Here is a 26,180-nt window from a genome sequence, read left to right on the forward strand (position 1 = left end):
ACCCCCTGGACCGCTGCCTGTCCAGCTCGTCACCCCAGGCGACGGCCGCAGGCCGCCGCGAATGCTAGCAAGGCGCGCCACCACGAGATCTGTGACGATTTCGCCTTTGTGTCGGCTCAGTTGCGGTTGTTACCTGCGCGGCACTCCGCGTACCACCAGGCCTGCGGTATCGGCGGCCCTGGTTAAGAGGTTGCCTTCGATCCGCTCGACCGCGGCCTCGTAGATCCGGCGGCGCCCTGGGGAGAGGGCCGGATCCGCCAACGCCCGCTCAAGATCGACCAGACGGATGTTCGGATTCAGATCAACGAAGGTGGGGATCGCCTCGATGGCCACCACCTTCCACCTCTTCGTCTCGCCGGCCGGACCGAACGTCACCCGGGTCATCGCGCCGTCACGGTTGGCGTTCACCGGCTCGGCGTGCCGGGCGATCTGGTTGCCCATCCCGTAGACGATCCAGGTGTCGCCGATCCGCTCCACCGGCTGGACGACGTGCGCGTGATGCCCGAAGACGACGTTCACGTCGTCGATGGCGGCGATCTGACGGGCCCAGGTCTGCTGGTCGACGTCCGGTTCGTGCTCGTACTCGGTGCCCCAGTGCAGGCTGACCACCACGATCTCCGCGCCGGCTTCCCGGGCCGCCGCCGCGTCCCGCCGAATGGCCTTCACGTCGATGAGGTTCGCCACCCACTCCTTGTCGGCGGGCGGGCGCAGACCGTTGAAGCTCTTGGTGAAGCTGATGTGCCCGACCTTCACGCCCTTGGCCCGATAGATCTTGACGGTGCGGGACTCACGCTCGGTCCGGTAGCTGCCGGTGTGCCCCAGATCCGACTTGTCCAACGCGTCGAGGGTCCGCTTGACGCCGTCGTACCCCTGGTCGATCGTGTGGTTCGAGGCGGTGGAGCAACCGTCGTACCCGGTGCTCTTGATGCCCTTGACCACCTCCTGCGGCACGTTGAACTTCGGGAAGCCGATGTAGGGGCCGCCCGGCGGTGCCAGCGGGGTCTCCAGGTGGCACAGGGCCAGATCCGCGCTGGAAACGGTCTCCCGCACCGGCGCGAGCATGGGGGCGAAGTCGAACTCGCCGCCACCGTCGCGCCGGGCCTGGTCCCACAGCTCGGGGTGCAGCAGGATGTCCCCGGCGCCGAGCACGGACACCGTCCGTCCGGCCGCCTTCACCGGGGCCCCCAAGGGGCGGGGCGGGTCTGCCGGCGCGGGAGATTCAACGGACCAGGGTCCGAGGACATAGATCGCCCCGACCCCGACCGCCAGTGCGATCACGCAACTGAGGATCGCCCGTAGCGTGCCGGAGAACCCGCCGCTCACCTGAGAATTGCTCGCCACCGCGACAGGCTAGTACGCCTTGTCCGCCGCCGGTCGAGGGGTTGGCCCGCTGTCCCCCGGTCGATGAACGACCTCAACAGTCGGAGAAGCCGGCGCTTCCGTCGTGCAGACCCTGCGCGAGCATGCCCGCGCATCTTGGCAGCGGCACGTGCCTCCGCTACCGTGGGAACGCTCCCACAAACTTAGATACATCGATGTGATCTGGAGGCAACACGTCGTGGCTATCCTCTCCTCGCTCCGCCGCAGATCGGCGGCTTTCAGCGTGGCGGCCGTCGCGGGCGCCACCGCCGTCGGCGTCTGCCTCGCCGTCAGTAGCGCCTCCGCCGGCACGCTGTCCGGGTCGCTCTACCGTGACCCGAGTTCGGCCGTTGTCCGCTGGGTCGCCGCCAACCCGGGCGACTCGCGTACGGCCGTCATCCGGGACAAGATCGCGAGTCAGCCGCAGGCGCGCTGGTTCGCCAACTTCAACCCCTCGACTGTGCAGTCCGAGGTCTCCGGGTTCATCGGCGCCGCCAACGCGGCGCAGCAGATCCCGGTCCTGGCCGTCTACGAGATCACCAACCGGGACTGCGGCGGTGCCAGCGCCGGTGGGGCGCCGGATCTCAACCAGTACCAGACGTGGGTGTCGAACTTCGCCAGGGGACTGGGCAACCAGACCGTCATCATCATCCTGGAGACCGACTCGCTCGCTCTGCTGACGTGCCTGAGCAGCGCCGAGATCAACGCGCGCAACGCGGCGATCTCGACGGCCACCCGGACCATCAAGTCGGGCAACCCCAACGCCAAGGTGTACCTCGACGGCGGCCACTCCACCTGGAACAGCGCTGGTGAGACGGCCAACCGGCTCCGGGCGGCCGGCGTGCAGTACGCGGACGGCTTCTTCACCAACGTCTCGAACTACAACTCCACCTCCAACGAGGCGAACTTCGGTCGGGGGGTCATCTCCGCTCTCAACGGCATGGGGATCTCGGGCAAGCGCCAGGTCATCGACACCAGCCGTAACGGGGGTGCCAGCGGGGACTGGTGCGGCGACGACAACACCGACCGGCGCATCGGGCAGTACCCGACGACCAACACCGGCGACGGCAACATCGACGCGTACCTGTGGGTGAAGCCGCCGGGGGAGGCGGACGGCTGCCGCTTCACGGCCGGCTCGTTCCAGCCCGAACTGGCCTTCAGCCTGGCCAACGGCGCGCCCAACCCGCCCACCACCACCCCGCCGACGACTCCGCCGACGACTCCTCCGACGACGCCGCCAACCACCCCGCCAACGACTCCGCCGACCACGCCGCCGGCCGGTGACGGCTGCTACGCGTCGATCGCGGTCAACCAGTGGGCTGGCGGTTTCACCGCGAGCGTGACAGTCACCGCCGGCAAGTCGGACATCAACGGCTGGACCGTGACCGTCGCACTGCCCAACGGCACTGTCACCAGCGCCTGGAACGCGCAGGTCAGCGGCACCAGCGGATCCGTAGGGTTCACCAACGTGAGCTACAACGGACGTGTCCTCGGCCGGCAGTCGACCAACTTCGGCTTCCAGGGCACCGGCACCGGCCCGGGCATGTCGGCCGACTGCGTGACCAACTGACAGCAGTCGATGCGGCGGCCCGGCGCGGAGGACCACTCTCCGCGCCGGGCCGTTCCTCGCCAACCCAGGTCGCGCTCGCGCCGCCCGTAGCCGTCGGGGACGCCGCGCCAGCTAGGTCCGCACGCTGGTGGCCGGTGGCTTCTCGGCATCCCGAACACGGGTCGGTCGCACCGACCAACTGCTGTGGTTCCTCCCTCTCCTGCGGGACATCTCCTGGCCGGCGAGCAACGCGATCGCCACGGCTGTCAGCAGGCCACCGAACAAGGGGATGACGCGCACCCCGGCCGTCGCCAGCAGACCCGCGCCGATCAACGAGCCGGCCGCGAGGCCGAAGTTGAACGCGACGCTGAGGCTGGCCGACGCCATGTCGGTGGTCGACGGGGCCACCTGCATGACGCGGTGCTGGATTCCCGCGATCAGCGAGCTGAACGACATCCCCGCCACGGCGAGCAACGGGATCGTCACCACCTTGCTCGCGCCAGCTCCATAAAGGCCGAGCATCGCGGCGGTGAGAAGCCCGAGTAGAACCAGCACGACACCGAGCGGAAACCGGTCGAGGACCCGGCCGACCGCCCAGGTCCCGGCGACGCCGAACGAGCCCTGGACGAAGAGCAGCAGGCCGAGAGATGCTGCGGCGAACCCGCTGACGTCGAGGAGGAAGACCGTCATGTAGGTGAACGCGCCCATGGCGCCAGTGACCGCGAGGACGGTGGCGGAAAGGAGCACGCCGAAGCGTGCTCGGTCCGGCATCGGCCCGATGTCGCCGGCACCCTGTTGCGGTGCGACGCTCGGCAGGAGCAGGGCGACCGCGACGCAGGTGACGAAGCCGAAGACGGCCATCGCGACGAAGGCGGCCCGCCACCCGGCCTGCCCGCCCAGCCAGGTGCTCAGCGGCACGCCGAGGACCGGGCCGAGGGCGTTACCGATCGACAGCCGAGCCACGATGCGGCCGCGGATGTTCGCGGGGAACATCGAGATCGCCACCGGAAACACCACAGCCCAGAAGACACCGTTCGTGGTTGCGGACACCAGTCGCGCGGCGAGCAACACCTCGTAGGACGTTGCGAAGGCCGACACCGTCGTCGCCGCGGCGAACACACCGAGGGCGCCGGCGAGCAGTGGGCGCCGGGGCACACGCCGAGTGACCCGGGTCAGCGGGAGCGCCACGATCATGACCACCACGGCGTACCCGGTCACCAGCAGGCCGGCCTCGGACCTGGAGCGTCCCAGGTCCGGGGCGATCAGCGTGAGCAACCCGATCGGAAGCACCTCGGTGGTGACGTAACAGAAAGTGGCGGCGGACAACGCGGCGAGGGCATAGACCGCGCGTCGTTGGGGCGCCATTGGCTACCTCCCAGATCCCGAACGTCCATGGATGATCCCGGCTAAGTCGATTTTGACGGTAGCATAGACGAGTGGGCATCCCTCGTTGTTCGGCCGTAAAGCGCTGTCCTCGTACCGATGCGTGGGGTCAAGCGTGGCCTACTGACTCTCGAACTGGACGGGCGTGAACCGCCGTCGATGCTTTAGGTGGTAGCCTCGCTGGTATGCCACTCGACGTGTGCCAGCTACCGATGGTCGGCGGGCACCCCGTGCTGGATCTGGTCAACACACTGGAACGCGGCGGCACGTCGCCGCACGACTTCCTGTCCGACAGCTCCGCCCTGCTGCGTTGGTCGGTCCAGGTGGGCCTGATCAGCGACGCGGAGGCCGACCAGGTTGGCCGCGCCTGGGGCGACGAGCCGGCGGCGGCGCACGCGGGCCTGGCCGCCGTGCGGGACATCCGCGAAGGGCTGTATCTCGTGATGCTCGCGGCGATCACCGACGCGGACGACAGCGCGGCGGGCGACCCCGTAGCGGCCGGTGCCGCGCTGGTCGGGCTCCACCAGCGCTGGTCCGGCGCGGCCGCCCGAGCGAAGTTCGTGCTCGACTCGTCGCAGGTACGGCTGGTCTACGGCACGGTGCGGGCCATGTTGGTGCCCGACCGGATCGCCGAGGCCGCCCTGGACCTCATGGTGGCGGCCGACCTGACCCGGGTGCGCCGCTGCCCGGTGCTCGAAGGCGGCTGCGGCTGGCTGTTCCTCGATCGGACCCGCAACGGTTCCCGCCGCTGGTGTCGCATGGCGGACTGCGGCAACGCGGTGAAGGCGCGACGGCTCACCGAACGTCGCCGCGCCGCCCGGCCCGCCAGTCCGTAGCCGGTCGACGGTGGTGAACGTGGTGAGTCTCCGCCGGCAGCGGGCGGCTGCCGCCCTCATGTCGGTCCCCCTGGCGTCCCGCCGGGGGTGGCCCTGTGCTGGGACAAGAGGCGTCCGGGTGGCGGGGTGAACGCAGGCCGCTCCCTGCCACCTCCGCTGGACGCCCGGGTCGCTAGACTGAGCCCTCGCGCCCCCGTAGCTCAGGGGATAGAGCATCGGTTTCCTAAACCGTGTGTCGCAGGTTCGAATCCTGCCGGGGGCACCAGGTCAGAGCTTTGATCATCGATCAATCTTCGCTCTTACGCGACTTCCGTGCCCGATGCGTGCCCGATCGTGCCTGTCCAAGGTTGTCCAGGTGAGCGGCTACCTCAGCATCTCGGGAGTCAATCGCGCGGGCGTAGTGCCGGGTACTGACGCTCGCGTTGGCGTGTCAGCGCCGGCGGGCAGCGACGAGCACGCCGTGAGAGTCAGCCATCCAGCTTGCGTGTTGCCCGCAGGTCGTGTGGGGTCACGTCGTCGAGTCCGGCGGTGGTGACGGCCTGGACGAAGCGGCGCCGGAATCCGTGGTAGCTCTGCTGCCGGCAGTGTGCTTCTTGCTACGGAAGGCCTTGAATCATTTGGCAATCTTCTAGTGGTGCTTATCGGTGAGTTGCTGAGGCACTGCGGCCGGGCCCGCCCTGCTCGGGCGGGCCCGGCACTTTCTGGGGCAGCTATGAGCTGACTCGTTGCCAGCCCCGATCTGCGACAAAGGGACGGTACGACCACACCTGTTTTCCGCTTGTGGTCGTGACCGTTACCTGCACGATGCCTTCGCTGACTTCCGCCTTCTCAATACGGGTGACTCCGTTGACGCCCGACCGGAGAACCTCCGAGCCGAGCGGGTAGTCACCATCCCGCCGGAAGGATTGCAGGGTCTGCGACGTCTCGCCGCTAGGGGACCGCAACGTGAGGATGGCGAACGTCGCTTCACCGTCGCTGGCGTTGACGAAGGACACGGCGCCGATCGTGACTGTGTAGTGGGTCGTGCCCTTGCTGGGGTCATCGCTGTTGTTGTACATGTTGACTTCGCCGGACCCATTCACCATCGGCACGCAGTAAGCCGACTCGCCGGATCCGTCGGGCTTCCGGCGGCTCACGAGGAGGCCGGTGTTGCGGAAGTCGACCTCGTGGAAGTTCTTGGATGGCTTTTGGAAGGTGGTCGGACCGTCCACCTGACGGAAGGCGCCCTTCCGGAACGCATAGCCCCGCACCTGTCGCTCGCAGGGCAGCCACCCGTTGGTCTGGTACGGGCCATAGGCGGCGAGCCGGACGACGCCGTTATCGACTGTTATTGCCTCGCGGGAGAACGTCGCGGCCACGTTGGGAGTGTCCGCCGAGTTGATGACGTATCCCAACGGTGTCAGTGCGCCGTCCGAAGCGACCTTCAGCGCCAGCAGCTGGGTAACGTTCAGCGACTCATCGTTCTGGCAACGGATGGTGGTGATTTCCTCGTCGCCTGGCACGCCATCGAGGTCGGCCTTGATGGGAGCCAGCTCCCCGATGACCAGTTTCGCGCCATCCGCCAGCGTCGTCGTACCGTGGACAAATTTCCTCGTTCCCTTCGCCTTGCACCCGTCGTCTTCCCAGCCAGGGAAGGCCGGGAGGGTGAGGGAGGCATTGCGCAGATCGGCCGCCGATGGAGCCGACGATGCTGGAGTCGATGACGGGGCGAGCGACAGAGTCGGAGTGGCCGGTTCGACGGGGTTGGCGGATCCGATCGCATCGGGTGGCGAGTTGTTGCCCCGTGGACTGGCGGAGTAGGCCGTGATCGGCAGGGCGATCAGCAACGCACCGGCCACGCTGAATGCCGTGAGGTGGACTCTCCGCCGGAACGCCACCTTGTGGCGGACTGCGGGGGCGCCCGGCGCAGGCAGGTAGGAGGAGCGCTCCGCCGCGTCGAACTCGGTGAATGCGTTGTTAATGAGGTTGTCCAGGTTGTCAGACATATGATTTTCCTTTCCGGTCATCCCTTGAGGTGCCCGGCGAGGGCGGTTCTCCCGCGGCTGAGCCAACTTTTTACGGTGCCCTCGGCCACGTTTTCCTGCACGGCGATTTCCGCGACTGACAACTGGCCCAGGTAATGCAGAACGACGGCCTTGCGAAGCTTCGGCGGTATCTTGGATAAGGCCGCGACCAGCGCCACGCGGTCTGGCGACGGGCCGTCGTGATGTTCTTCGCGCTGGCGGCGCAGGAATATCGCGGACGTCTTCTGTCGCCGGAGCCTACTGGTGGCGAGATTCCATGCGACCCGGCGCACCCAGGCATAGGAGTCGTCGTATTGCCTGATCCTTGCCCATCTGGTGTAGGCGCGGCAGAATGCCTCTTGCACCAGGTCCTGTGCCTCTGCTCGGTCACCCAGGTACGCGTAGAGCTGGGACCTGAGGACGTCGAACTTTGTTGCATAAAATTCGTCGAAATCGCGCTGGTCGTCTTTTGTCGAGGCTCGAGGTGCGGCCGCGGCTGCGGTCATCACTGCGGTCACGTTTCCTTCCTCCCGTGGTGCCACCCTCGTGGGCGAGCAACACGAACACGTGCGGGCCCTCCCGTCGGTTGCATAGGTCTTTCCGGTGCCGCCCGCGCTCCGGCGGCAGGGTTGGCACTTCAGGCCGACGGCGTGTCAAGAAACCCCGCCGAGTGGGCGGCGCGCGGCTCGGGCCACGACAGTCGTGGTCCCGCGTGCACAACTCCGGTCCGATATATTGCCGCAGGGTGTCGACCAGGTGAACGAGCCGGCATATTTCGCTGAGTGCGACGCCTAGAGAAGGACTTTCCCGCCTTGCGGAACGAGCTGGCTACCAAGGAGAAGTAGCTGCGCAGCGAGATTGGCGCGGTGGGCCAACGCCTCTATGACTATTTGCTGTCGCCGGAGTCCGACCCGGTCGACGGCTTCGAGACTGCAGAGGAACGAAATCGCTGACTGGGAGCAGGCGCACCCGACCTCGATACGGAGATCAGCTGGCGGCGTATGAACGGTGTGCACCCGAGGAGCGCGACGACGGCCTCAACGAAGCGGAAGCGATCGCCATGCGCGACCAACTCCACGCGCAGCTGACCCGCGAGCGGCGTCGGCTTGACGCCCGCACCCGGTTCGCTCACCACCGATGCCCACGGGTCAGCGGCTGCGCGCTCTAGCACCGCACCATCCGGGCCGGCCGGTCACGACCGGCCGGGGCGGTGGGCGACTCAGGCGGCGTAGATGAGCTTGACGCCGTCCAGCCCCAGGGCGGCTGCCCGGGTTCCGCGGACCCCGCTGTTGAGGTTGCGCCAGCCGTTGTTGCTGGCGGCCTCGTGCACGTACCCGTCGACGGCGTTGAGATGTGCTTCACCCCGTCGAGGTTCAGCGCGGTATCTACGGAGGCTACTGGGTGGGGTGGTCGGGCGGTACCGCGGCCACCAGACGTTGATCAGAGCGTCGGCAGCTGTTCGGCTCGGGTGACCACCTGGTCGATGAGGCCGTACTCCCGGGCCTGCTCGGCGGTGAACCACCGGTCCCGGTCCCAGTCCCGCTGGATCTCGTCGAGGGTCCGTCCACTGTGCTGGGCGATGAGCTCCTGCATCGTCCGCTTCACGTGCAGCATGTTCTCCGCCTGGATGGTGATGTCGGCGGCGGTTCCGCCCATCCCGCCGGACGGCTGGTGCATCATGATCCGCGAGTGCGGCAGCGCGTACCGCTTGCCGGCCGCACCCGCGCAGAGGAGGAACTGCCCCATCGAGCCGGCGAACCCGAGCGCCAGCGTCGCCACGTCGTTGCGGACGTAGCGCATCGTGTCGTAGACCGCCATCCCCGCGCTCACCGAACCGCCCGGCGAGTTGATGTAGAGGTAGATGTCCCGGTTGTCGTCCTCGGCGGCGAGCAGCAGGATCTGCGCGCAGATCTGGTTGGCCGACTCCTCCGTCACCTCGGTGCCGAGGAAGACGATCCGCTCCCGCAGCAGCCGCTCGAATACGTGATCACCGAAGGACGGCTGCCCGCCGTTGAGCATCTGTACGCCGTACCCCATCATGTGCCGCCGCCCTCCGCCGTGCCGGCGGGCGGTGGGACCACCCGGTGGACCGGCCCTTCCAGCGTGCCGGCGGTCGCGACGGCCAGCCCACGGATTCTGCCGCCGGCAGATCCGCCGACGGCAGAACCGGCGCGGCCTACGCGGCGGTCAACCGGCGCGCGCCGACCGGGGCCGACCCCCTGCCAGCCAGGCAAGGGGTACGCGGGCCGGGGCGCGAGCCACCAGCGGAGACCGTCACGCCGACCCGCATGGTCGGCTCGCCGGCCCTGGGCACCCGCTGGAGGGGCAGCCCGCCGCCGAGCGGACCCACCAGAAGGGTGGCATTGCCGATCTCCCGTCGGACCGCCTCGACAGGCTCCAGGTGGGTCAGCGCGGCGCGGGGTGCCGCCGGGAGACGGGGTTCGACCCGGCGCATGTCGTCGCGGGCCTCCCCGAGCAGGTCGGCGAGGCTGATGCCGAGCGCCCGACAGATCGCTGCGAGCACCTCCGAGGAAGCCTCCTTGCGGCCCCGCTCCACCTCCGACAGGTAGGGCACCGACACGTCGGCCGACTCGGCCACCTCGCGCAGCGTGCGGCCCTGGCGCTGGCGGTGGCGACGCAGCACCCCGCCGATGACTCGTCGCAGCAACGACATGCCGGCCTCACTTTCGCGGTCGTCGTCGGGAACACCCTCATCATGCCCGTCCCCGGCCGTTAAGGCCGACCCGTCCGGGCCCGCGCCGCTCGACGGCGCGGGCCCGGGGCGCTCACCGGTGCAGGTGGGTGTGCCAGTTGGCCGGATCGGCCACCAGCGTCACCGCCGGGAACAGCGCCCGGGTGCCACCGCTGGGGAGCAGGGCGCTGTCGTCGATCGACACGTTCGCCCCGTCGACGTCGTAGACGGTCAACGACTCGTTGCCGTTCTCCCCGCCGAACCGCGCCGGGTGCCCGTCGACGGTCGTGTTCGGGTCGACGTACTCGTTGTCGGCGGAATCGGTGATGTTCCGGTAGCGGGAGATGCTCACCGTCATCGTCCGGGCCCGCTGCTGGCCGGGATCGTCGGTGATCGACTTCGGTGACCAGGTGGTCGACGCGTACCAGACCTTCGGCTCGTCCAGCGACTCCTGCACGTCGACGACGATCACCTGTAGTGCGGCCGGTACACCCGCCACCGCGGCCGGCATCGGGATCGGGTCGTCTGCGAACCGCAGCGCCCGGGCCACCCGCGTCGCGGTGCTCCGGACGTCGGCTCCGACGCCGACCACCCTGAGCTGTGCCCAGCCGTCCGGGGCGTACCGCCAGCGGAGGATCGCCTCCGGCTGCTCGGCCCCGCTGTACGAGGCGAAACTGCTGGTCCCGCCGTTCAACTGCGGGCCGGGTGTGGTCTCGCCGGGCCGGGCCGCTTCGCCGCTGTCCCGCTGCGGTGCCGAAGGCTGCACTCCCTTCGGATAGAGGGTGATCGCGACGCCCTTCCATTGGCCGCCGCCGGGCGCAGTGGACGCGCTGAGATAGACGCCGGAGCCGGAGAGCAACAGCCCGGCCTGGTATTGAAGTTTGGGCAGCCCGTCCGGCAGCCAGCCGAACCGGACGTACACCCGTTGTGGGTCGATGGTGGTGAGCGCGGCCGGTAGCCCGGTCTGGCCGGGGAGTGTGGCGGCGTCGAACGGGGCGGGGGCCGGCGTCCGGTCCGGGGTCAGCAGGTGGGGGACGGTGAGCCCGCCGACGGTGAGCGCCACCGCCAGCAGCGCGGCGCCGGCACCGTGGGCGAGGCGGCGTTGCCGCCGTGCCGTGGTCATCGCCCGTTCCACGTCCAGCACGACGGAGGGCCGCTCGGCCGACTTGATCTCGGTCAGCATCAGGTCGCCAATCTGACGTTCGTCAAGCATCGTCGCTCCTCTCAGTTCGCGGTCAGGGTGGGGGTGAGCAGGGTGCGCAGAGTGGCCAGGCCCTTGGCGGTCTGGCTCTTCACCGTCCCCGTCGAGCAGCCCATCGCGTGGGCGGTCTCCTCGACGCTGAGGTCCTGGAAGTACCGCAGCACCAGCACCGCGCGTTGGCGCGGAGGCACCTGCCGCAGCGCGCCCACCAGGGTGATCCGGTCGGTCGGGTCGGCGAAGGCCCTGGACACGTCGGGCAGCGCGGCGCCGAGGCGGACCCGCGTCCACCGCAACCGCCGCTCGTCGATCAGTCGCCGCAGCAGCATCGTGCGGACCAGCGCGTCCAGGTGATCGGCCTGCCGGGCCCGCGCCCACGAGCGGTACAGCTCGGTGAGCACCCGTTGCAGAATGTCGTCGCCCCGGTCCCAGTCCCCGCACATCAGGTAGGCGGTGCGTCGCCACTGCGCCATCCGGGACCGGACGTACTCGGTGTATTCGTCGTCGGCCTCGGCTCGCCGTCTGCCGCTCGTCGTCACGAGGGTCGCGCCCCCTCCGTCTGCCGGCCTGCACCGGTTCGTCGTTGTCGTCCGGTAGTCGGGTGCGGGAGCGGCGTCGGTTGTCCGCCGCGACCCGGACGTGCGATCGGCGGTGCACCCGCTATGTTGTGGGCGTGCAGGCGACGGCGGGGCAGCAGGTTCGACGGTGATCCATTTTCCCGCGCAGCGGCGGGGCCCACTGAGCGCGCTGAGCCTCCGGCTCGCCGCCGCCCTGGGCCTGGTCTTCGCAGTGGTCGCCGCGGTCTATCTCGGCCGGGACGGCTACCGCGATGTCAACGAGGACGGTCTCACCCTCCTCGACTGCTTCTACTACGCGGTCGTCTCGCTCTCGACCACCGGTTACGGGGACATCACCCCGGCCGCGCCGTCGGCCCGGCTGGTCAACGTCCTCTTCATCACCCCGGCCCGAGTGATCTTCCTTATCATCCTGGTCGGCACCACCCTGGAAGTTCTGACCGAGCAGTACCGGACCGGCCGTCGCCTGTCGCGGTGGAGGAGAGCCGTGAAGGACCACGTCATCATCTGCGGCTACGGCACCAAGGGGCGTAGCGCTGTCTCCGCCCTGATGGAGAACGGTCTGGACCGTTCGCGGATCGTGGTGGTGGAGCGCAGCGCCGCCGCCCTGCGGCAGGCCACCTCCGCCGGGCTGGTGGCGATCGAGGGCTCGGCGACCCGCTCGTCGGTGCTGAATGAGGCGCACGTCAAGAACGCGAAGGCCGTGATCATCGCGACCGACAGCGACGACGCGTCGGTGCTGGTCGCGCTGACGGTACGGCAGCTCACCGCCGGGCAGGTTCGCATCATCGCGGCAGCCCGGGAGGCGGAGAACGCCCCGCTGCTCAAGCAGAGTGGCGCACACCATGTGATCGTCTCCTCGGCCACGGCGGGCCGGCTGCTCGGCCTGTCCACCTCGGCGCCGCCGCTGATCGACGTGGTGGAGGACCTGCTCACCCCCGGCCAGGGCATGGCGCTGGCGATGCGTTCGGCCGAGCGGGACGAGGTGGGGCGCTCGCCGCGCGAGCTGGAGTCGTTGGTGATCGCCCTGGTGCGGCGGGGCAAGGTGGTCACCCTGGCCGACCGGGCCGGCGCGGTGATCGAGACCGGCGACATGCTGGTGCACGTACGCGACGACCGTCCCCAGTCGGCGACCACCGCCTGATCGTCCTGCCGCTGCCGCGGCGTGCCGGCCCCGCTGTCGCCGGTGTGGTGAGGCGGCGTCAGCAGGTGTCGTCGGCGACGCAGATCGCCTCGGTGCAGTTGACCGCCGTGCCGGTGGAGGCCCGGCTGAGCAGTTTGTAGAGCGTCTCCCGCTCGGTGGGATCCAGCGCGCCCAGCACCTCGTCCTCGGCGCTGGCCAGGGCGCATTCGGCCTCGCTGAGGCGTTTCGCCCCATCTTCGGTGAGTTCGACGACGTGTCGGCGACGATCCTCGGGTGAGCGCCGACGCTCGATCAGCTGCTTCGCCTCCAGGTCGTTGAGCAGCCCGACGATGTTGGTGCTGTCCATCTCCAGGATGGTGGCGAGCGCCTGCTGCCCGGTGCCGCCGCCGGCGCGCAGCACGGTGAGCGCGACCAGATGCCGCGGGCGAAGTCCCAGCGGCGCCAGCACCGACTCCGACCGCAGTCGCATCCGCCGGGCCAGATGGTCCAGGAGCGCGCCCGAGCGGTGCTCGGAGGAGTCGAGCGGCTGCGCGGACATGTGACCCAGTCTACCGAGTCTGAGGAACATCGGCCTGCTATAAATAGTTGGTGCTTCACAGACGATTCCTGGAGGAGGAATGATGCATCTGCTGCATATCGACTCGAGCATCCGCGGTGACTGGTCGGTCAGCCGGCGGCTCACCGCCCGCGCCGTGGCGACCTGGCGTGCGGCTCACCCGAACGGCACGGTGGCCTACCGAGATCTGGGCGCGGAGCCGCTGCCGCACCTGGATGCAGACGGTGGGCTGGCTCGCATGACGCCGCCGGACCAGCACAGCCCGGCGCAGCGCGACTCCTGGCAGCTCAGTGAGCGGCTGGTCGACGAGGTGAAGCGGGCCGACGTGGTGCTGCTCGGCCTGCCGCTCTACAACTTCGGCGCGCCCAGCAGCGTCAAGTCCTGGGTCGACCACCTGATCGTTCCCGGGCTGGCGTACGACCCGACGACGCAGGAGGGCCTGCTCGGCGGGCGCGAATTCGTGGTGCTGGCCACCCGGGGCGGCGGCTACGGCGAGGGAACCCCTCGCTCCGGCTGGGACCACGCCGAGCCTTGGCTCCCGCACGGCCTGTCGATGACCGGCATGCAGCCGCGCTTCATCAGTGCCGAGCTGACCCTGGCGCCGTCGGTGCCGGCGATGGCCGAGCTGATCCCGCTGCACGAGGCGAGTCTCGCGGCGGCCGAGAAGGAGATCGACAACCTCTGGACGCCGGCCACCGCCCAGCGCTGAGGCATCGCCGGTACGACGAGAGAGCGGCCGCCCCCCCGGATCGGGGACGGCCGCTCTCGTCAGTAACGACGGGTCAGATGATGGTCCAGGTGTCGCCGCTGCCCAGCAGGCCGGCGAGCTGCTGCTCGGGGGTCTCGGTGACAGTCGCCTTGGCGGCCGCGAGCTGAGCCTGCACCACGCTGTCGTAGGACGGTCGGTCCACCGAGCGGAACACCCCGATCGGGGTGTTGCGCAGGTCCAGGCCGGGCAGCCGGGACAGCGCGAACGCGTACGCCGGATCGGTCACCGTCGCGTCGTGCACGACGATCTCCTCGGGGCGGACCGAACTGGTCTCCCGGACCTCCAGACCGAAGCCACCCGGCGGGTGCACCACGCAGAACCGCCCGTCGGCACCGAAGGTGATCGGCTGCCCGTGCTCCAGGCGGATCAGGTAGTCGTCCCGGGTCGACGGGTCCTTGAGCTGTTCGAACGCCCCGTCGTTGAAGATGTTGCAGTTCTGGTAGATCTCCACGAAGGCCGAGCCCTCGTGCTCCGCGGCGGCCCGCAGCACCGACTGGAGGTGCTTGCGGTCCGAGTCGATGGTGCGGCCGACGAAGCTGGCCTCCGCCCCGAGGGCGAGCGAGAGCGGGTTGAACGGGGCGTCCGCCGAGCCGGCCGGGGTCGACTTGGTGACCTTGCCGACCTCGGACGTCGGAGAATACTGGCCCTTGGTCAGACCGTAGATCCGGTTGTTGAACAGCAGGATCTTGAGGTTGACGTTGCGACGCAGCGCGTGGATCAGGTGGTTGCCACCGATGGAGAGCGCGTCGCCGTCGCCGGTGACCACCCAGACCGACAGGTCCGGCCGGGACACCGACAGGCCGGTCGCGATCGCCGGGGCCCGACCGTGGATCGAGTGCATCCCGTACGTGTTCATGTAGTACGGGAAGCGGGACGAGCAGCCGATCCCGGAGACGAAGACGGTGCGCTCCCGGGGGATGTTCAGCTCCGGCATGAACTGCTGGATGGCTGCCAGGATCGCGTAGTCACCGCAGCCGGGGCACCAGCGCACCTCCTGGTCGGACTTGAAGTCCTTGGCGGTGAGCTTGACGGCGACGGGCTCAGACATTCTTCAGCACCTCTTCCAGCGTCGTCTCCAGCTCGGCGGCCGTGAACGGCAGACCGCGGACCTGGTTGTAGCTGATCGCGTCGACCAGGTAGCGGGCCCGGATGACGTGGGCCAGCTGGCCCAGGTTCATCTCCGGGATGACCACCTTGTCGTACGAGCGGAGCACCTCACCGAGGTTGGCCGGCATCGGCGCCAGGTGCCGCAGGTGCGCCTGGGCGATGGAGAGGCCACGCTGACGGACCCCGCGGCACGCCGCGCCGATCGGCCCGTACGTCGAGCCCCAACCGAGGACCAGCACCCGGGCGTCGCCGTCCGGGTCCTCCACCTCGATGTCCGGCACCGGGATGGTCTCGATCCGCGCGGCCCGGGTGCGCACCATGAAGTCGTGGTTGGCCGGGTCGTAGGAGATGTCCCCGGTCTTGTCGGCCTTCTCCAGACCGCCGATCCGGTGCTCCAGGCCCGCGGTGCCGGGGATCGCCCATGGCCGGGCCAGGGTCTCCGGGTCACGCAGGTAGGGCAGGAAGGTGGTGCCGTCCTCGCCGTTGGGCTTGGTGGCGAACTCGACCCGCAGGTCGGGCAGCGACTCCACGTCGGGCAGCAGCCACGGCTCGGAACCGTTGGCGACGTAGTTGTCGGACAGCAGGATCACCGGGGTGCGGTAGGTGAGCGCGATCCGGGCCGCCTCCAGCGCCGCGAAGAAGCAGTCCGACGGCGACCGGGGCGCGATCACCGCGACCGGCGCCTCGCCGTGCCGGCCGTAGAGCGCCATGTTGAGGTCGGCCTGCTCGGTCTTGGTCGGCATGCCGGTCGACGGGCCGGCCCGCTGCACGTCCACGATCACCAGCGGCAGCTCCAGCGCCACCGCGAGCGAGATCGTCTCGCTCTTGAGCGCCACGCCGGGGCCGCTGGTGGTGGTCACCCCGAGCGACCCGCCGTAGGAGGCGCCCAGCGCGGCGCCGACGGCGGCGATCTCGTCCTCGGCCTGCACTGTGAGAACGCCGAAGCGCTTGTGCTTGCTCAGCTCGTGCAGGATGTCCGACGCGGGCGTGATCGGGTACGCGCCGAGGAAGACCGGAAGCCCGGAGCGGACCCCGGCGGCGACCAGCCCCAGCGAGAGAGCCGCGTTGCCGGTGATGTTGCGGTAGGTGCCCGGCTTCATCTTGGCCGGCTTGACCTCGTAGCGGACAGCGAAGTCCTCGGTGGTCTCGCCGAAGTTCCAGCCGGCCTTGAAGGCGGCGACGTTCGCGGCGACCAGCTCCGGGCGGGCCGCGAACTTGCGCTCCAGGAAGCGCAGCGTCGACTCGTAGGGCCGGGAGTACATCCAGGAGAGCAGGCCGAGCGCGAACATGTTCTTCGACCGCTCGGCGTCCTTCTTGGACACCTGGTGGGCCGCGAGCGCGCCAACGGTCATCGAGGTCAGCGCCACCGGGTGCACCACGTAACCGGCCAGCGAGTCGTCGTCCAGCGGGCTGCTCTGGTAACCGACCTTGGCGAGGTTGCGCTTGGTGAACTCGTCGGTGTTGACGATGATGTCCGCGCCGCGCGGCAGATCGGCCAGGTTGGCCTTGAGTGCCGCCGGGTTCATTGCCACCAGCACGTTGGGCGCGTCGCCCGGCGTGAGGATGTCGTAGTCGGCGAAGTGCACCTGGAAGCTCGATACGCCGGGCAGGGTGCCGGCGGGAGCCCGGATCTCGGCGGGGAAGTTTGGCAGTGTGGAGATGTCGTTGCCGAGCTGCGCCGTCTCCGAGGTGAACCGGTCGCCGGTCAGCTGCATGCCGTCGCCGGAGTCACCGGCGAACCGGATGACCACTCGGTCGAGTTGACGGATCTGCTTGGTCACTGTGCCACCTTCGTTCGCGACTGCGGGGCTTGCCCGGCCACGGAACCTCCTCGACGCAACGCTTCACCGCACCGCCCCAGGCTGGTCCGGCCGCTGTCGTTCCTCTTCTGAGAGCCTACGTCTAAGGGAGCCCTAACCATCCCCGGAGGTCCGCCGACTGGGAACGGATCTGGATGCAAAATGCCCGCCTTTGCGGGGTTACGCACCGCCCGCCGTAATTCAGATCACCACCCGGTCGCGCCGACGACCCCGGTCGCGCGGGCCGGGGTCGTCCGTCGATCAGTCGGCGGGGTTGGGCGCGGGCTCGGGCGGCGGGCCGCCGAGCCGGCGCCGCAGCGAGGTCGTGGCCAGCGTGAGGGCCAGCACCACCAGCAGCGTGGAGACCGCGATCAGGATGACAGCGGTGCGCTGAACCGACGTCAACCCGCCGTCTCCGGTCGTGGCTCCGGCGGGCAGTACGCCCTGCGAGCCGGTCGGCGCGGGTGGGGAGACCACCGGCGTGGCCAGTGCGGCTGCCGCGGTGATCCGGAAGCTCATCTGCACCCGCCGGGTCGGGCCGCTGCGTGGATCGAGTTGCCCGATCACGGCACCGGACAGCGGCGCTTCCCGCTGAGCCTGCGGCGTCGCCTCCACCGGCAGCTGCACCTCGGCGGTCGTGCCCGCCAGCACCAGGCCGGCGTCGCAGCGGGTACGCGTCGGGTCGACCGCCACGCAGCCGAGCGGTGGGGTCGGCACTGTCACCCCGGCCGGCAGGACGACGTCGACCCGCCCGGCGGCGTCCACTGCGCCGGTGTTGCCCAGCCGGAGTGTGAGGGTGCTGGGGCCGCCGCTGATGTCGAAGGCCACCTCGTCGGCGGCGAGCGCGATCCCGGGCACCGGCGGGCCCGCTGGGAAGAGCACAGCGAAGCCCTGGTCGTCGGTCGCCTCCCCTTCCGCTCCCGGCGCGTCCGCGATGACCTGGACGGCGCCGCTGAGCGGCATCTGCTTCCACGCCGTGCCGGCGACCCGTAGCCGCAGCGCGGTGCTGAACCGGACGCCCGCTTCGGCGGTCCAGGCACCGCACCGGTACGTCCCACCACCGGCGGCGGCGCAGCCCTTCGTGCCGGCGTCGGTCAGCCCGACGGGCAGCGTGTACGAGAGTCGGATCTGTTCCGTTGTGGTGCCGGTGTTGTGCACGGTGACCTGGAGGGTGGCGGCCGTGCTCGGCGTGTTCCAGTACGCCTCGGTGAGGGTGACGTCGCCGGTGGTGACCTGCACGCCCAGCGGGCTCTGCTGCGGCGGCGGCGCCGAACCCGGGGCGGGCGGGCGGACCGTCGGCCCCGGCGGTGTCGGCGGGGCGGGGGGCGCCGTCGGTGGCACCGGGGGAGCCGGGCTGGGCGGTCGGGTGGTGGCGCCCGGCGCGGGCGCGACGGTGGTCGGCGCTGGCGGGACCTCCGGGGCGGTGGTCACCGGCGCGGGTGGCGTCGTCTCCGGCGGTGGCGCGGAGGTCTCCGGCGCCGGGCCGGTCGGCTCCGGTTCACCGCCCGGGTCCTCGGTCGGGGTGGGCTCCTCCGCCGGTGTGGTCGGGGGCTCCTCGCCTCCCGGCTCGTTGACCGGCTCGGCCGAGGTCGCGACCGGCTCCGCGTCCGGTGCGGCCGCGCTGGCCCAGGCCGGCCCCACGGCGAGCGCCGTGAGCAGGCCGAGCGCGAGCGCGGTCGCCAGCAGGGGCGTGGAACGTCGCCCCTCCGCCCGGTTACCGGGCGATGCCTTCACGCGGGACATCAATCCTCCGGTGACATGGGTGGGTGTCCAGTATTCGGTAACAGTTGCCCCGGGGCACTAGTCCCATGCGAAACAAATTCGTAACGTGTTTGGGACGACCCGTCCGAGCGGACGGTAGGCTGCCGACTGTGAACGGATACCTGGGCTCGTACGCGACGCTCGGGCTCCTGCTGCTCGCCAGCGTTCTCTTCTTCGTTACGGCGTTCTCGGCCAACCGGGTGTTACGCCCGGCGCGTCCGGCCGACCCGCCGGGCAAGCGGGCCAGCTACGAGTGCGGGCTCGACCCGGTCGGCGCCGACTGGGCGCAGATGCAGATCCGCTACTACGTGTATGCCTACCTCTACGTGCTGTTCGCGGTCGAGGCGGTGTTCCTCTTCCCCTGGGCGGTGGTCTTCGACCGGCCCGGCTTCGGTCTGGTGACGGTGGTGGAGATGGCGGTGTTCGTGGCCGTGCTCGCGCTCGGCATCCTCTACGCCTGGCGTAGGAACATCCTCCGCTGGACCTGAGCGCCACTGCCTCCGGCGATCGTGTCGGTCCCTCCGTCCGTTCGCTGTCGGTTACGGCGACGACCGGTCAGGCGAGCCCTCGGCGGGTGGCGGTGGGCGGGCGGTCGCCTCGGATCGAGGCCACCATGTCCAGCACTCGGCGGGTCGGGCCGACCTGGTGGGCCCGGAAGACCCGGGCACCCAACCAGGCCGAGACGGCCGTAGCGGAGAGCGTCCCCTCCAGCCGTTCGGCCACCGGCAGGGCCAGCGTCTCCCCGATGAAGTCCTTGTTGGAGAGCGCCACCAGCACCGGCCAGCCGGTAGCGGTCAGCTCGTCCAGCCGGCGGGTGATCTCCAGCGAGTGCCGGGTGTTCTTACCGAAGTCGTGCGCCGGGTCGATGAGGATGCCGTCGGGGCGTACCCCTGCCGCCACCGCGCGCTCGGCGAGCCCGGTGACCGTCGCGACCACGTCGGCGACCACGTCGGTGAAGGCGGCCCGGTGCGGCCTGGTCCGCGGCGTCAGCCCGCCGGCGTGCGAACAGACCAGGCCGGCACCGGTCTGCGCGGCCACCCGGACCAACGCCGGGTCGGCGCCCGACCAGGTGTCGTTGAGGAGGTCGGCGCCGGCCGCCACGGCCTCCGTCGCCACCTCGGCCCGCCAGGTGTCGATCGAGATCACCACGTCCGGAAACGCGGCTCGGACGGCGGCGATGGTGTCCACCGTGCGCCGGATCTCCTCGGCGACGTCCACGTCCGCGCCGGGGCCGGCCTTGACGCCGCCGATGTCGATGATGGCCGCGCCCTCGTCCACCGCCCGCTCCACCGCGCGCAGAGCGCTGTCGGCGGCGTAGGTGGCCCCGCGGTCGAAGAACGAGTCCGGCGTGCGGTTGATGATCGCCATCACCACCAGCTCGCCGGGGGCGAACGTGTGCCCACCCAGCCGAAGCGCCCCGGCCATGCCCGCCTCCTGCAAGTTCACGCCGCCGCCGCCGCGTCGGCCGGTCCCGACGCTAGCCGGTCGCCCGTCCACCATCCCGGGCGGGCGTCGGCACCGATCGTGATCGAGGCGGGTGGCGGGGTCGCTCCCGGCCGGCTGCCATGCCACGATCAGTACATGGGTCAGCTTCTGCTCCTTCTGGTCGTGGCGTTGACAGTCGCAGCGGTGATATTCGGTGTGACGGTGCTGGTCAGCGGGCGTGATCCCGGCCTGGTGCCGGCCGAGCCGGATTCGCAGGCCGTGGCGTTGCCGGGCACCCGCCCGTTGCGTGAATCCGACGTGGGGGCGGTCCGTTTCGACACCGGGTTGCGTGGGTACCGGATGGACCAGGTCGATAAGGCGTTGCGCCGTGCCGCCTACGACATCGGTTACAAGTCCGAGCTGATCGGCGTACTGGAGTCGGAGGTCATCGCCTTGCGTGAGGGGCGCACCGACGACGCGGACGTGCTGCGGCAGGCCCGCGAGCAGTCCGCCAGCAAGGTGACTCCCGCGGACGCGACCGAGCCGGGCGAGGCGGTCGAGCCGGGCAGGGACGTGCCCCTGACCGGCGAGGCGGGCTCGGCCCCGGTCGGTTCGACGACTCCCGGCCCGTTGCCCGCCGCCAGCTCGTCCCCGGCGGATTCGGACGGGGTGGCGCCTGCCGCCGCGCCCGCCGACGACGAGTCGGCCGATCGTGAGCAGACCGCCGGCACCGACCAGCGCGACGCGGTGGTTCGGTCGGAGTCGGCGTGACCGAGCCGGAGGGCGCTGACGATCTTCGCGAGGCGGCCCGACCCGGTGCCGGTGAGGTGACCGCCACGGTGATCGTCGAAGCCCCGGCGGAGCGGGTGTTCGCCGCGCTGCTCGCCTGGGAACGTCAGTCCGACTGGATCCCGTTCACCCGCGTCCGGGTGGTCGAGGGCGACGGCCGTGAGGGCAGCCGGATCGAGGCGGTGACCGCGCTCGGCCGGGCGACGCTGCGCGACGAGATGCTGGTGGTCCGGGTCGACGAGCCGTACGAGATCGGCGTCGTGCACCACGGCCAGCTGCTGCGCGGCCCGGGGGTGCTGCGCTGCACCCAGCTGGACCGGGACCGCACCCAGGTCGTCTGGCACGAGTGGTTCCACCTGCCGGGCGGTCGGGCCGGTCGACTGGCGTGGCCGGTGCTCTGGCCCGGCTCCAAGCTCGGCCTCACCCAGGCGCTGAAGAGGTTTGCCCGTCTGGTCGAGCAGGGCCGGCTGCCCTGACCGGGGAGCCCGGTGCCGGCTGCCAGCCCGGTGCGCGGAAGAGATGCCCGACCCGGTGCCGCCAGGTCACCGCGGCGCGCAGGTCCCGGGCGATCGAGGCGTACTCGTGGAAGGCCACCCGGACCGGGTTGTAGCTGCCGACGTTCTTGGTCAGGCCGTACACGCAACGTTCCCCTTCCGGCGCGAACGACCCGAAGAGCCGGTCCCAGACGATCAGGATGCCGCCGAAGTTGCGGTCCAGGTAGCTGCCCTGCGACGCGTGGTGCACCCGGTGGTGCGACGGGGTGTTGAACACCGCCTCGTACCAGCGCGGCATCTTCTCGATCCGCTCGGTGTGGATCCAGAACTGGTAGAGCAGGTTGACCGAGCCGCAGAACGCGACAACGGCCGGGTGGACGCCGGCCAGGATCAGCGGAATGTAGAACACCCAACTGGTCAGGCCGGTCCACGGCTGGCGCAGCGCGGTGGAGAGGTTGAACCGCTGCGACGAGTGGTGCACCACGTGCGAGGCCCAGAGGATGCGGATCACGTGGTGGCCGCGGTGCGACCAGTAGTAGCAGAAGTCCTGCGCGAGCAGGATCAGCGGCCAGGTCCACCAGAGCTCGGCGACCCGCAGCGGGGTGAGCGCGTAGAGCAGCGCGTACGCGGCGGCGATCGGCACCTTCCAGAGCAGGTCGGCGAAGATGCTGCCCAGCCCCATCGTCAGGCTGGTCGCGGTGTCGGCGCCGCCGTAGCCGACCTCGTCGTCGTCGCGGTGCAGCAGGTAGGAGATCCGCTCCAACACGATGAGAAGCACGAAGGCCGGGATCGACCAGGCGATGACGTCCGGGAACTCCTTCACCGCGCGGCCTCCGCTCGCCGTCACCGGTCGGGGCGCACCGTCGGGTGACCTCGACCTACCGGTCGGTAACAAGCACCATAGGCAGCCGGGCGGCCGGTGGCAATGGGGTGTCGGACGGATGCCCTAGCGTGTACCAGGTGACTGACCTGGTGATCGGAGCCGACGGGCTGGCCCGCTGCGCCTGGGGGTCGAGCACCCCCGACTACGCCGTCTACCACGACACCGAGTGGGGGCGACCGCTGCGCGGAGACGACGCGCTCTACGAGCGGATGACGCTGGAGGCGTTCCAGTCCGGGTTGTCCTGGCTGACCATCCTGCGCAAGCGTCCGGCGTTCCGACTGGCCTTCGACGAGTTCCACATTCCGACCGTCGCCCGCTACGACGACGCCGACGTCACCCGGCTGCTCGCCGACGCCGGCATCGTCCGCAACCGGGCCAAGATCGAGGCGGCGATCGCCAACGCCCGCGCCGCACTGGAGCTGCCGGAGGGCCTGTCCGCGCTGCTCTGGTCCTTCGCGCCGGAGCCCCGGCCGACTCGCCCCGCCTCGTTCGCCGAGCTGGCGCCGATCACCCCGGAGTCGACGGCGATGGCCAAGGCACTCAAGAAGCGCGGCTTCCGGTTCGTCGGCCCGACCACCGCGTACGCGCTGATGCAAGCCACCGGGATGGTCGACGATCACATCGTCGGCTGTCACGTCACCGTCCCACCGGCGGCGTGATGAGATGGCAGGCATGACGACCGAGACCGCGCACCGGGCCGGTGCGGCCGGCAACGCCGACGGGATGGGCACCTGGGCCGTGCTGCTGCCCGCCGAACGGTACGAGGCCGAGCGGCTCGTGCACCACGACACGCTGGAGCTGACCGGGCTGACCGACGTCGCCCGGCCAGGGCCGGGCGACCAGGTGGCAGTGCTGGTCGACGCGCCGCCACGGCTGGTGGCCCTCGGCCGGGTCACCGAGCCGGGACGACGCCACCGCGAGGACCCGGACGACCCGCAGTCCCCGGTCGAGCCGGGCACGCTCGTCGTCGCGTACACCCGGCGGGCCTTCGACGAGCCGGTGCCGGCCGACCTGCTCACGCTCGACGGGCCGGTGACCGCCGTGGAGCCGGCGGCCTTCCGGGCGCTGGCCGACCAGCTCGGCCCGCCCCCGGTGCGCCGCACCTGGCTGGTCAGCCTCGACCTGCCGATCGAGGCCGACACGCCGGCCGAGGCGGTGCGGCTCTTCTGGTCCTACGTGCAGGAGCTGGGCCCGCGTGAGCTGCCCGCCTTCGTCTCGCCGTCCGGCGACGAGCTGGCCATGCAGGCGTTCGTGCTGGGCGAGCAGGCCAACCAGGACCCGGAAGAGGACGATTAGAAGAGCTTGTCCACCCGTCCCCGCCAGTCGGCGAGGACCGGACCCGGGTCGGTGTCCAGCACCCGCTCCAGCAGAGTGGCGTAGACGTCCCGGAAGTCCGTCGTGTATTTCAGGTCGCCGTCGTCGAGGTCGGTGAGGCTCGGCGGTGCGCCGTGCCAGCCGCCCCGGACGCCCGCGCCGAGCAGCAGCACATCCGAGGCGGTGCCGTGGTCGGTGCCGTCGGAGGCGTTGGCGCGTACCCGACGGCCGAACTCGGAGTAGACCGCCACCACCACCTTCCGGCCCGCCTCGGTGCGACTCATCCGGTCGGCGAACCCGGTCAACGCCCGGTCCAGCTGACCCAGCAGCACCGCCTGCAACTGCTTCTCGTCGGCGTGCGTGTCGAAGCCGCCCAGCGACACCGAGAAGACCCGGGTGGACACTCCCGCCTCGACGCACTGCGCGACCAGGTCCAGCTGGGCGTCCAGCGGAGTCTTCGCCCCGCCGGTGGCGGTCGCCGGAGCCTGCTCGCCGTCCGGGTCTGCCATGTCCAGGTTGTCGGAGTCGCGGACCTGGCGGATCATCTCGTCCACCGACCGCAGGTCGGCGAAGCAGGCGGCGGCCCGGGCTCGCGCGGCGGACTCACCCGGCTCGGCGGCCTCGAACGCGGTCAGCGTCTGCGCCGACAGCCCCTTGGCTGCCTTCCGGTCGGTCACCGGCACTGCCGCACCGGCGCTCTGCGCCCCGGCCAGCAGCGGCGGCAGCGCCGGCTCGAAGGAGACCGCCAGCCGGGGGTCGCCACCGGCGCCGTCCAGCCACCGCCCGAGCCAGCCGGTGTTGCCGGGCCGGTCCGGTTGCGCCGTGTGCCAGATGTCCATCGAACGGAAGTGGCTGCGGTCCGGCTTCGGGTAGCCGACCCCACGCACGATCGCCAACCCACCGCCGGACCAGCGCTGGTGCAGGCCGGCCAGCGCCGGGTTGAGGCCGAAGTCGTCGTCCAACCGCCGCACCTCCCCGTCCGGGTACGCCAGCTCCGGTCGAGCCGCCCGGTAGGCGGGGTCGCCGTACGGGATGACCGTGTTGAGGCCGTCATTGCCGCCGTAGAGGGTCACCAGCACCAGCGTGCGGGACTGCTGGTCCCGGTCTCCGCTGGTGTCCAGCAGGTCCCGCAGGCTGTACGCGCCGGCCCCGGCGGCCAACGCGCCAGCGCCGACCACCCCACTGGTCAGCAGGAACCTGCGTCGGGTCAGGGTGTCCATGTCGACTCTCCGCTCAGCTGACTGTGTATTCGGGGCTGACCAGGCCGGCGGCCAGCAACGTGCGGGGCTCACCGGCCAGCGGGGTGAGAGCGGCGCGGGTGCGCGCGCTCCAGCCGTCGACCACGAGCAGTCGGGCCAGCGCGTCCGGTCGCCCGGCGGTGGGCGCGGCGGTCAGCCGGGCCAGCACCGCTGGAGCCGTGGCGGCGGCGAGCACCCCGGCCGTCCGCAGCCGCGCCTGTAACGACGAGGTGGTCAGCCAGGCGGACCCGGCCGGCCAACCGCCCACGCTGGGTGGACGCAACGGCACCTGGTCGAGCGCGTTCAGACCCGCCAGCAGTTGTCTGCGTTGCTGCTCGGGCAGCGCGGACGGTCGGATACCGAGTTGCCGCAGCGCACCGACCAACCACTCCACCGGCTGCTTCACCAGCGTGCCCCGGGTCTGCGTGAAGGCCGGTGCGGAGAAGAGCGCGCGTAGGGTCGCGATGGTGTCCGCGCCGGCCAGGCCGTCCGGGGCCGGGGTCTCGGTGCCGGCATAGCGGAACCAGAGCCGACCGGCCACGAAGGTCGCGGCCGCCGGTTGGGCGGCCAGCAGGCCGGCGTACGTTCCGGCGTCGAACCGGCCGCTTTGCCCGAGGATGCTCTTCTCGCCACTGTCGTGCCGGCGGGCCTCGAAGCGGGCCGCACCGGTACGCCTGTCGACCACCCAGCCGGTCAGGGCCCGCGCGCCGGTCTTCACGTCGGCCTCGCTGTAGGCGCCGATACCGAGGGTGAACAGCTCCATCAGCTCGCGGGCCAGGTTCTCGTTCGGCGCCTTGCGGGTGTTCTTCTGCCCGTCCAGCCAGACGATCAGGGCAGGGTCGCGCACCATCGCGGCGACCAGCGGGCCCAGCGGCCCACGACCGTGCCGGCGCAGCGTCTCCAACTGGCCCACCATCAGGGGCGCCGACTTGACCTTCTGGGCGCTGGTCGCCCAGTGCCCGTGCCAGAAGAAGACCAACTTCTCGGTCAGCCCGTCCTCGGCGGTCACCATCCGGTCCAGCCACCACTCGGTGACCTGCTGGAGTTGCCTGCGGCGCTCCGCGTTGGCCTGCTGCCGTTGCTCGCGGGTGGAGTCCTTGGTCAGCCCGGCGTACGGGTCCGGGGGCAGCGTCGGAACCGGCGTGGCCGCCGCACCCCGGTCCGTCGCGGGCGGGGTGAGCAGCCGGTCCAGCGTCGCCGCCGTCCCGGCCCGCTCGGCCGCGTCCACCTCGTCGGCGGTCGGCCCGAAGGTGGCCCGGCGCAGCAGGTGCGCCACCGCTTCACGATCGCTCATACCGGCCGACGC

Annotated in this window: 25 protein-coding genes and 1 tRNA gene; 10 read left to right on the forward strand and 16 right to left on the reverse strand. The window is 70.5% G+C overall.

The annotated features are described in order from the left end of the window. Positions 1 to 129 precede the first annotated feature (129 nt). Positions 130 to 1,341 (reverse strand): CapA family protein, encoded by a 1,212-nt coding sequence (locus ACLQ3F_RS17275; RefSeq protein WP_425850064.1) that lies wholly within the window; start codon positions 1,339 to 1,341, stop codon positions 130 to 132. 217 nt (positions 1,342 to 1,558) lie between these two features. Here ACLQ3F_RS17275 and ACLQ3F_RS17280 point away from each other — a divergent pair, with 217 nt between their 5' ends. Then, a complete protein-coding gene (locus tag ACLQ3F_RS17280) occupies positions 1,559 to 2,929 on the forward strand; it encodes a glycoside hydrolase family 6 protein (RefSeq protein WP_425850066.1) in 1,371 nt (456 codons plus the stop codon). 111 nt (positions 2,930 to 3,040) lie between these two features. Here the strand turns inward: ACLQ3F_RS17280 and ACLQ3F_RS17285 are convergent, their stop codons facing one another. Then, entirely contained in the window at positions 3,041 to 4,273 is a 1,233-nt protein-coding gene (locus ACLQ3F_RS17285; protein WP_425850068.1) for an MFS transporter, read from the reverse strand. Between the two features lie 203 nt (positions 4,274 to 4,476). On the opposite strand from ACLQ3F_RS17285, the gene ACLQ3F_RS17290 reads away from it, so the two are divergent. Further along, positions 4,477 to 5,127: a CGNR zinc finger domain-containing protein gene (locus ACLQ3F_RS17290; protein ID WP_425850070.1), complete on the forward strand. Its 651-nt coding sequence runs from the start codon at positions 4,477 to 4,479 to the stop codon at positions 5,125 to 5,127. Positions 5,128 to 5,316: 189 nt separating this feature from the next. Beyond that, positions 5,317 to 5,392 (forward strand) — tRNA-Arg (locus tag ACLQ3F_RS17295). 445 nt (positions 5,393 to 5,837) lie between these two features. On the opposite strand, the gene ACLQ3F_RS17300 is transcribed toward ACLQ3F_RS17295, so the two are convergent. From ACLQ3F_RS17300 to ACLQ3F_RS17325, 6 genes are all read right to left on the reverse strand, one after another. Continuing rightward, on the reverse strand, positions 5,838 to 7,112 hold the full coding sequence (locus tag ACLQ3F_RS17300; RefSeq protein ID WP_425850072.1) for a hypothetical protein: 1,275 nt from the start codon (positions 7,110 to 7,112) through the stop codon (positions 5,838 to 5,840). 17 nt (positions 7,113 to 7,129) lie between these two features. Beyond that, positions 7,130 to 7,639 (reverse strand): RNA polymerase sigma factor, encoded by a 510-nt coding sequence (locus tag ACLQ3F_RS17305; protein ID WP_425850301.1) that lies wholly within the window; start codon positions 7,637 to 7,639, stop codon positions 7,130 to 7,132. Positions 7,640 to 8,570: 931 nt separating this feature from the next. Beyond that, complete coding sequence (locus ACLQ3F_RS17310; protein WP_425850073.1) at positions 8,571 to 9,170, reverse strand: ClpP family protease; 600 nt, start codon at positions 9,168 to 9,170, stop codon at positions 8,571 to 8,573. 136 nt (positions 9,171 to 9,306) lie between these two features. Then, positions 9,307 to 9,804, reverse strand: a complete 498-nt coding sequence (locus ACLQ3F_RS17315) for a helix-turn-helix domain-containing protein (protein ID WP_357205512.1) — start codon at positions 9,802 to 9,804, stop codon at positions 9,307 to 9,309. Positions 9,805 to 9,916: 112 nt separating this feature from the next. Further along, positions 9,917 to 11,035 carry a hypothetical protein gene (locus tag ACLQ3F_RS17320; RefSeq protein ID WP_425850076.1) on the reverse strand — a complete coding sequence of 373 codons (1,119 nt, stop codon included), beginning with the start codon at positions 11,033 to 11,035 and terminating at the stop codon, positions 9,917 to 9,919. Positions 11,036 to 11,046: 11 nt separating this feature from the next. After that, a complete protein-coding gene (locus ACLQ3F_RS17325; RefSeq protein WP_357195555.1) occupies positions 11,047 to 11,559 on the reverse strand; it encodes a SigE family RNA polymerase sigma factor in 513 nt (170 codons plus the stop codon). A 166-nt stretch (positions 11,560 to 11,725) separates the two neighbouring features. Between ACLQ3F_RS17325 and ACLQ3F_RS17330 the strand changes: the two genes are divergently transcribed. Next, entirely contained in the window at positions 11,726 to 12,739 is a 1,014-nt protein-coding gene (locus ACLQ3F_RS17330) for a potassium channel family protein (protein WP_112603739.1), read from the forward strand. A gap of 58 nt (positions 12,740 to 12,797) precedes the next feature. Here ACLQ3F_RS17330 and ACLQ3F_RS17335 read toward each other — a convergent pair whose 3' ends face one another. After that, positions 12,798 to 13,277 carry a MarR family winged helix-turn-helix transcriptional regulator gene (locus ACLQ3F_RS17335; RefSeq protein WP_425850079.1) on the reverse strand — a complete coding sequence of 160 codons (480 nt, stop codon included), beginning with the start codon at positions 13,275 to 13,277 and terminating at the stop codon, positions 12,798 to 12,800. A gap of 82 nt (positions 13,278 to 13,359) precedes the next feature. On the opposite strand from ACLQ3F_RS17335, the gene ACLQ3F_RS17340 reads away from it, so the two are divergent. Next, positions 13,360 to 14,004, forward strand: a complete 645-nt coding sequence (locus tag ACLQ3F_RS17340) for an FMN-dependent NADH-azoreductase (protein ID WP_357195551.1) — start codon at positions 13,360 to 13,362, stop codon at positions 14,002 to 14,004. A 73-nt stretch (positions 14,005 to 14,077) separates the two neighbouring features. Here ACLQ3F_RS17340 and ACLQ3F_RS17345 read toward each other — a convergent pair whose 3' ends face one another. From ACLQ3F_RS17345 to ACLQ3F_RS17355, 3 genes are all read right to left on the reverse strand, one after another. Then, positions 14,078 to 15,112, reverse strand: a complete 1,035-nt coding sequence (locus ACLQ3F_RS17345; protein ID WP_357221853.1) for a 2-oxoacid:ferredoxin oxidoreductase subunit beta — start codon at positions 15,110 to 15,112, stop codon at positions 14,078 to 14,080. After that, positions 15,105 to 16,952 (reverse strand): 2-oxoacid:acceptor oxidoreductase subunit alpha, encoded by a 1,848-nt coding sequence (locus tag ACLQ3F_RS17350; RefSeq protein WP_196920913.1) that lies wholly within the window; start codon positions 16,950 to 16,952, stop codon positions 15,105 to 15,107. Before ACLQ3F_RS17350 ends, ACLQ3F_RS17345 begins: the two co-directional genes overlap by 8 nt. Positions 16,953 to 17,231: 279 nt before the next feature. Next, complete coding sequence (locus ACLQ3F_RS17355; protein ID WP_425850084.1) at positions 17,232 to 18,713, reverse strand: hypothetical protein; 1,482 nt, start codon at positions 18,711 to 18,713, stop codon at positions 17,232 to 17,234. A 128-nt stretch (positions 18,714 to 18,841) separates the two neighbouring features. Here ACLQ3F_RS17355 and ndhC point away from each other — a divergent pair, with 128 nt between their 5' ends. After that, positions 18,842 to 19,219, forward strand: a complete 378-nt coding sequence (gene ndhC / locus ACLQ3F_RS17360) for an NADH-quinone oxidoreductase subunit A (protein ID WP_091394827.1) — start codon at positions 18,842 to 18,844, stop codon at positions 19,217 to 19,219. A 67-nt stretch (positions 19,220 to 19,286) separates the two neighbouring features. Here ndhC and folP read toward each other — a convergent pair whose 3' ends face one another. Continuing rightward, on the reverse strand, positions 19,287 to 20,156 hold the full coding sequence (gene folP / locus ACLQ3F_RS17365; RefSeq protein ID WP_425850085.1) for a dihydropteroate synthase: 870 nt from the start codon (positions 20,154 to 20,156) through the stop codon (positions 19,287 to 19,289). 156 nt (positions 20,157 to 20,312) lie between these two features. Between folP and ACLQ3F_RS17370 the strand changes: the two genes are divergently transcribed. Together ACLQ3F_RS17370 and ACLQ3F_RS17375 are read left to right on the forward strand one after the other, a co-directional pair. Beyond that, positions 20,313 to 20,927 (forward strand): DivIVA domain-containing protein, encoded by a 615-nt coding sequence (locus ACLQ3F_RS17370; protein WP_425850087.1) that lies wholly within the window; start codon positions 20,313 to 20,315, stop codon positions 20,925 to 20,927. Next, positions 20,924 to 21,421, forward strand: coding sequence for an SRPBCC family protein (locus tag ACLQ3F_RS17375; RefSeq protein WP_355005087.1), 498 nt, complete (start codon positions 20,924 to 20,926; stop codon positions 21,419 to 21,421). The genes ACLQ3F_RS17370 and ACLQ3F_RS17375 overlap by 4 nt, the downstream gene beginning before the upstream one ends. On the opposite strand, the gene ACLQ3F_RS17380 is transcribed toward ACLQ3F_RS17375, so the two are convergent. Continuing rightward, on the reverse strand, positions 21,366 to 22,262 hold the full coding sequence (locus tag ACLQ3F_RS17380) for a sterol desaturase family protein (RefSeq protein ID WP_366605357.1): 897 nt from the start codon (positions 22,260 to 22,262) through the stop codon (positions 21,366 to 21,368). The genes ACLQ3F_RS17375 and ACLQ3F_RS17380 overlap by 56 nt on opposite strands. A gap of 137 nt (positions 22,263 to 22,399) precedes the next feature. Here ACLQ3F_RS17380 and ACLQ3F_RS17385 point away from each other — a divergent pair, with 137 nt between their 5' ends. Further along, on the forward strand, positions 22,400 to 22,981 hold the full coding sequence (locus ACLQ3F_RS17385; protein WP_357195534.1) for a DNA-3-methyladenine glycosylase I: 582 nt from the start codon (positions 22,400 to 22,402) through the stop codon (positions 22,979 to 22,981). A gap of 13 nt (positions 22,982 to 22,994) precedes the next feature. Continuing rightward, entirely contained in the window at positions 22,995 to 23,618 is a 624-nt protein-coding gene (locus ACLQ3F_RS17390; RefSeq protein WP_425850091.1) for a hypothetical protein, read from the forward strand. Here ACLQ3F_RS17390 and ACLQ3F_RS17395 read toward each other — a convergent pair. Further along, positions 23,615 to 24,856 (reverse strand): DUF1501 domain-containing protein, encoded by a 1,242-nt coding sequence (locus ACLQ3F_RS17395; protein ID WP_425850093.1) that lies wholly within the window; start codon positions 24,854 to 24,856, stop codon positions 23,615 to 23,617. The two genes, ACLQ3F_RS17390 and ACLQ3F_RS17395, sit on opposite strands and share 4 nt — an antisense overlap. Before the next feature lie 13 nt (positions 24,857 to 24,869). Beyond that, positions 24,870 to 26,168 (reverse strand): DUF1800 domain-containing protein, encoded by a 1,299-nt coding sequence (locus ACLQ3F_RS17400; RefSeq protein ID WP_425850094.1) that lies wholly within the window; start codon positions 26,166 to 26,168, stop codon positions 24,870 to 24,872. Positions 26,169 to 26,180: the final 12 nt, after the last annotated feature.

The sequence above is a fragment of the Micromonospora sp. DT15 genome (assembly GCF_049841475.1).
Lineage (GTDB): Bacteria > Actinomycetota > Actinomycetes > Mycobacteriales > Micromonosporaceae > Micromonospora.

Bases quoted from the DNA above. Each gene is read 5' to 3' on its own strand.
- ACLQ3F_RS17395 (WP_425850093.1), bottom strand. From the start codon at position 24,856: ATGGACACCCTGACCCGACGCAGGTTCCTGCTGACCAGTGGGGTGGTC.
- ACLQ3F_RS17320 (WP_425850076.1), bottom strand. From the start codon at position 11,035: ATGCTTGACGAACGTCAGATTGGCGACCTGATGCTGACCGAGATCAAG.
- ACLQ3F_RS17390 (WP_425850091.1), top strand. From the start codon at position 22,995: ATGACGACCGAGACCGCGCACCGGGCCGGTGCGGCCGGCAACGCCGAC.
- ACLQ3F_RS17290 (WP_425850070.1), top strand. From the start codon at position 4,477: ATGCCACTCGACGTGTGCCAGCTACCGATGGTCGGCGGGCACCCCGTG.
- ACLQ3F_RS17335 (WP_425850079.1), bottom strand. From the start codon at position 13,277: ATGTCCGCGCAGCCGCTCGACTCCTCCGAGCACCGCTCGGGCGCGCTC.
- folP (WP_425850085.1), bottom strand. From the start codon at position 20,156: ATGGCCGGGGCGCTTCGGCTGGGTGGGCACACGTTCGCCCCCGGCGAG.
- ACLQ3F_RS17370 (WP_425850087.1), top strand. From the start codon at position 20,313: ATGGGTCAGCTTCTGCTCCTTCTGGTCGTGGCGTTGACAGTCGCAGCG.
- ACLQ3F_RS17300 (WP_425850072.1), bottom strand. From the start codon at position 7,112: ATGTCTGACAACCTGGACAACCTCATTAACAACGCATTCACCGAGTTC.
- ACLQ3F_RS17355 (WP_425850084.1), bottom strand. From the start codon at position 18,713: ATGTCCCGCGTGAAGGCATCGCCCGGTAACCGGGCGGAGGGGCGACGT.
- ACLQ3F_RS17315 (WP_357205512.1), bottom strand. From the start codon at position 9,804: ATGTCGTTGCTGCGACGAGTCATCGGCGGGGTGCTGCGTCGCCACCGC.
- ACLQ3F_RS17285 (WP_425850068.1), bottom strand. From the start codon at position 4,273: ATGGCGCCCCAACGACGCGCGGTCTATGCCCTCGCCGCGTTGTCCGCC.
- ACLQ3F_RS17310 (WP_425850073.1), bottom strand. From the start codon at position 9,170: ATGATGGGGTACGGCGTACAGATGCTCAACGGCGGGCAGCCGTCCTTC.
- ACLQ3F_RS17400 (WP_425850094.1), bottom strand. From the start codon at position 26,168: ATGAGCGATCGTGAAGCGGTGGCGCACCTGCTGCGCCGGGCCACCTTC.
- ACLQ3F_RS17345 (WP_357221853.1), bottom strand. From the start codon at position 15,112: ATGTCTGAGCCCGTCGCCGTCAAGCTCACCGCCAAGGACTTCAAGTCC.
- ACLQ3F_RS17340 (WP_357195551.1), top strand. From the start codon at position 13,360: ATGCATCTGCTGCATATCGACTCGAGCATCCGCGGTGACTGGTCGGTC.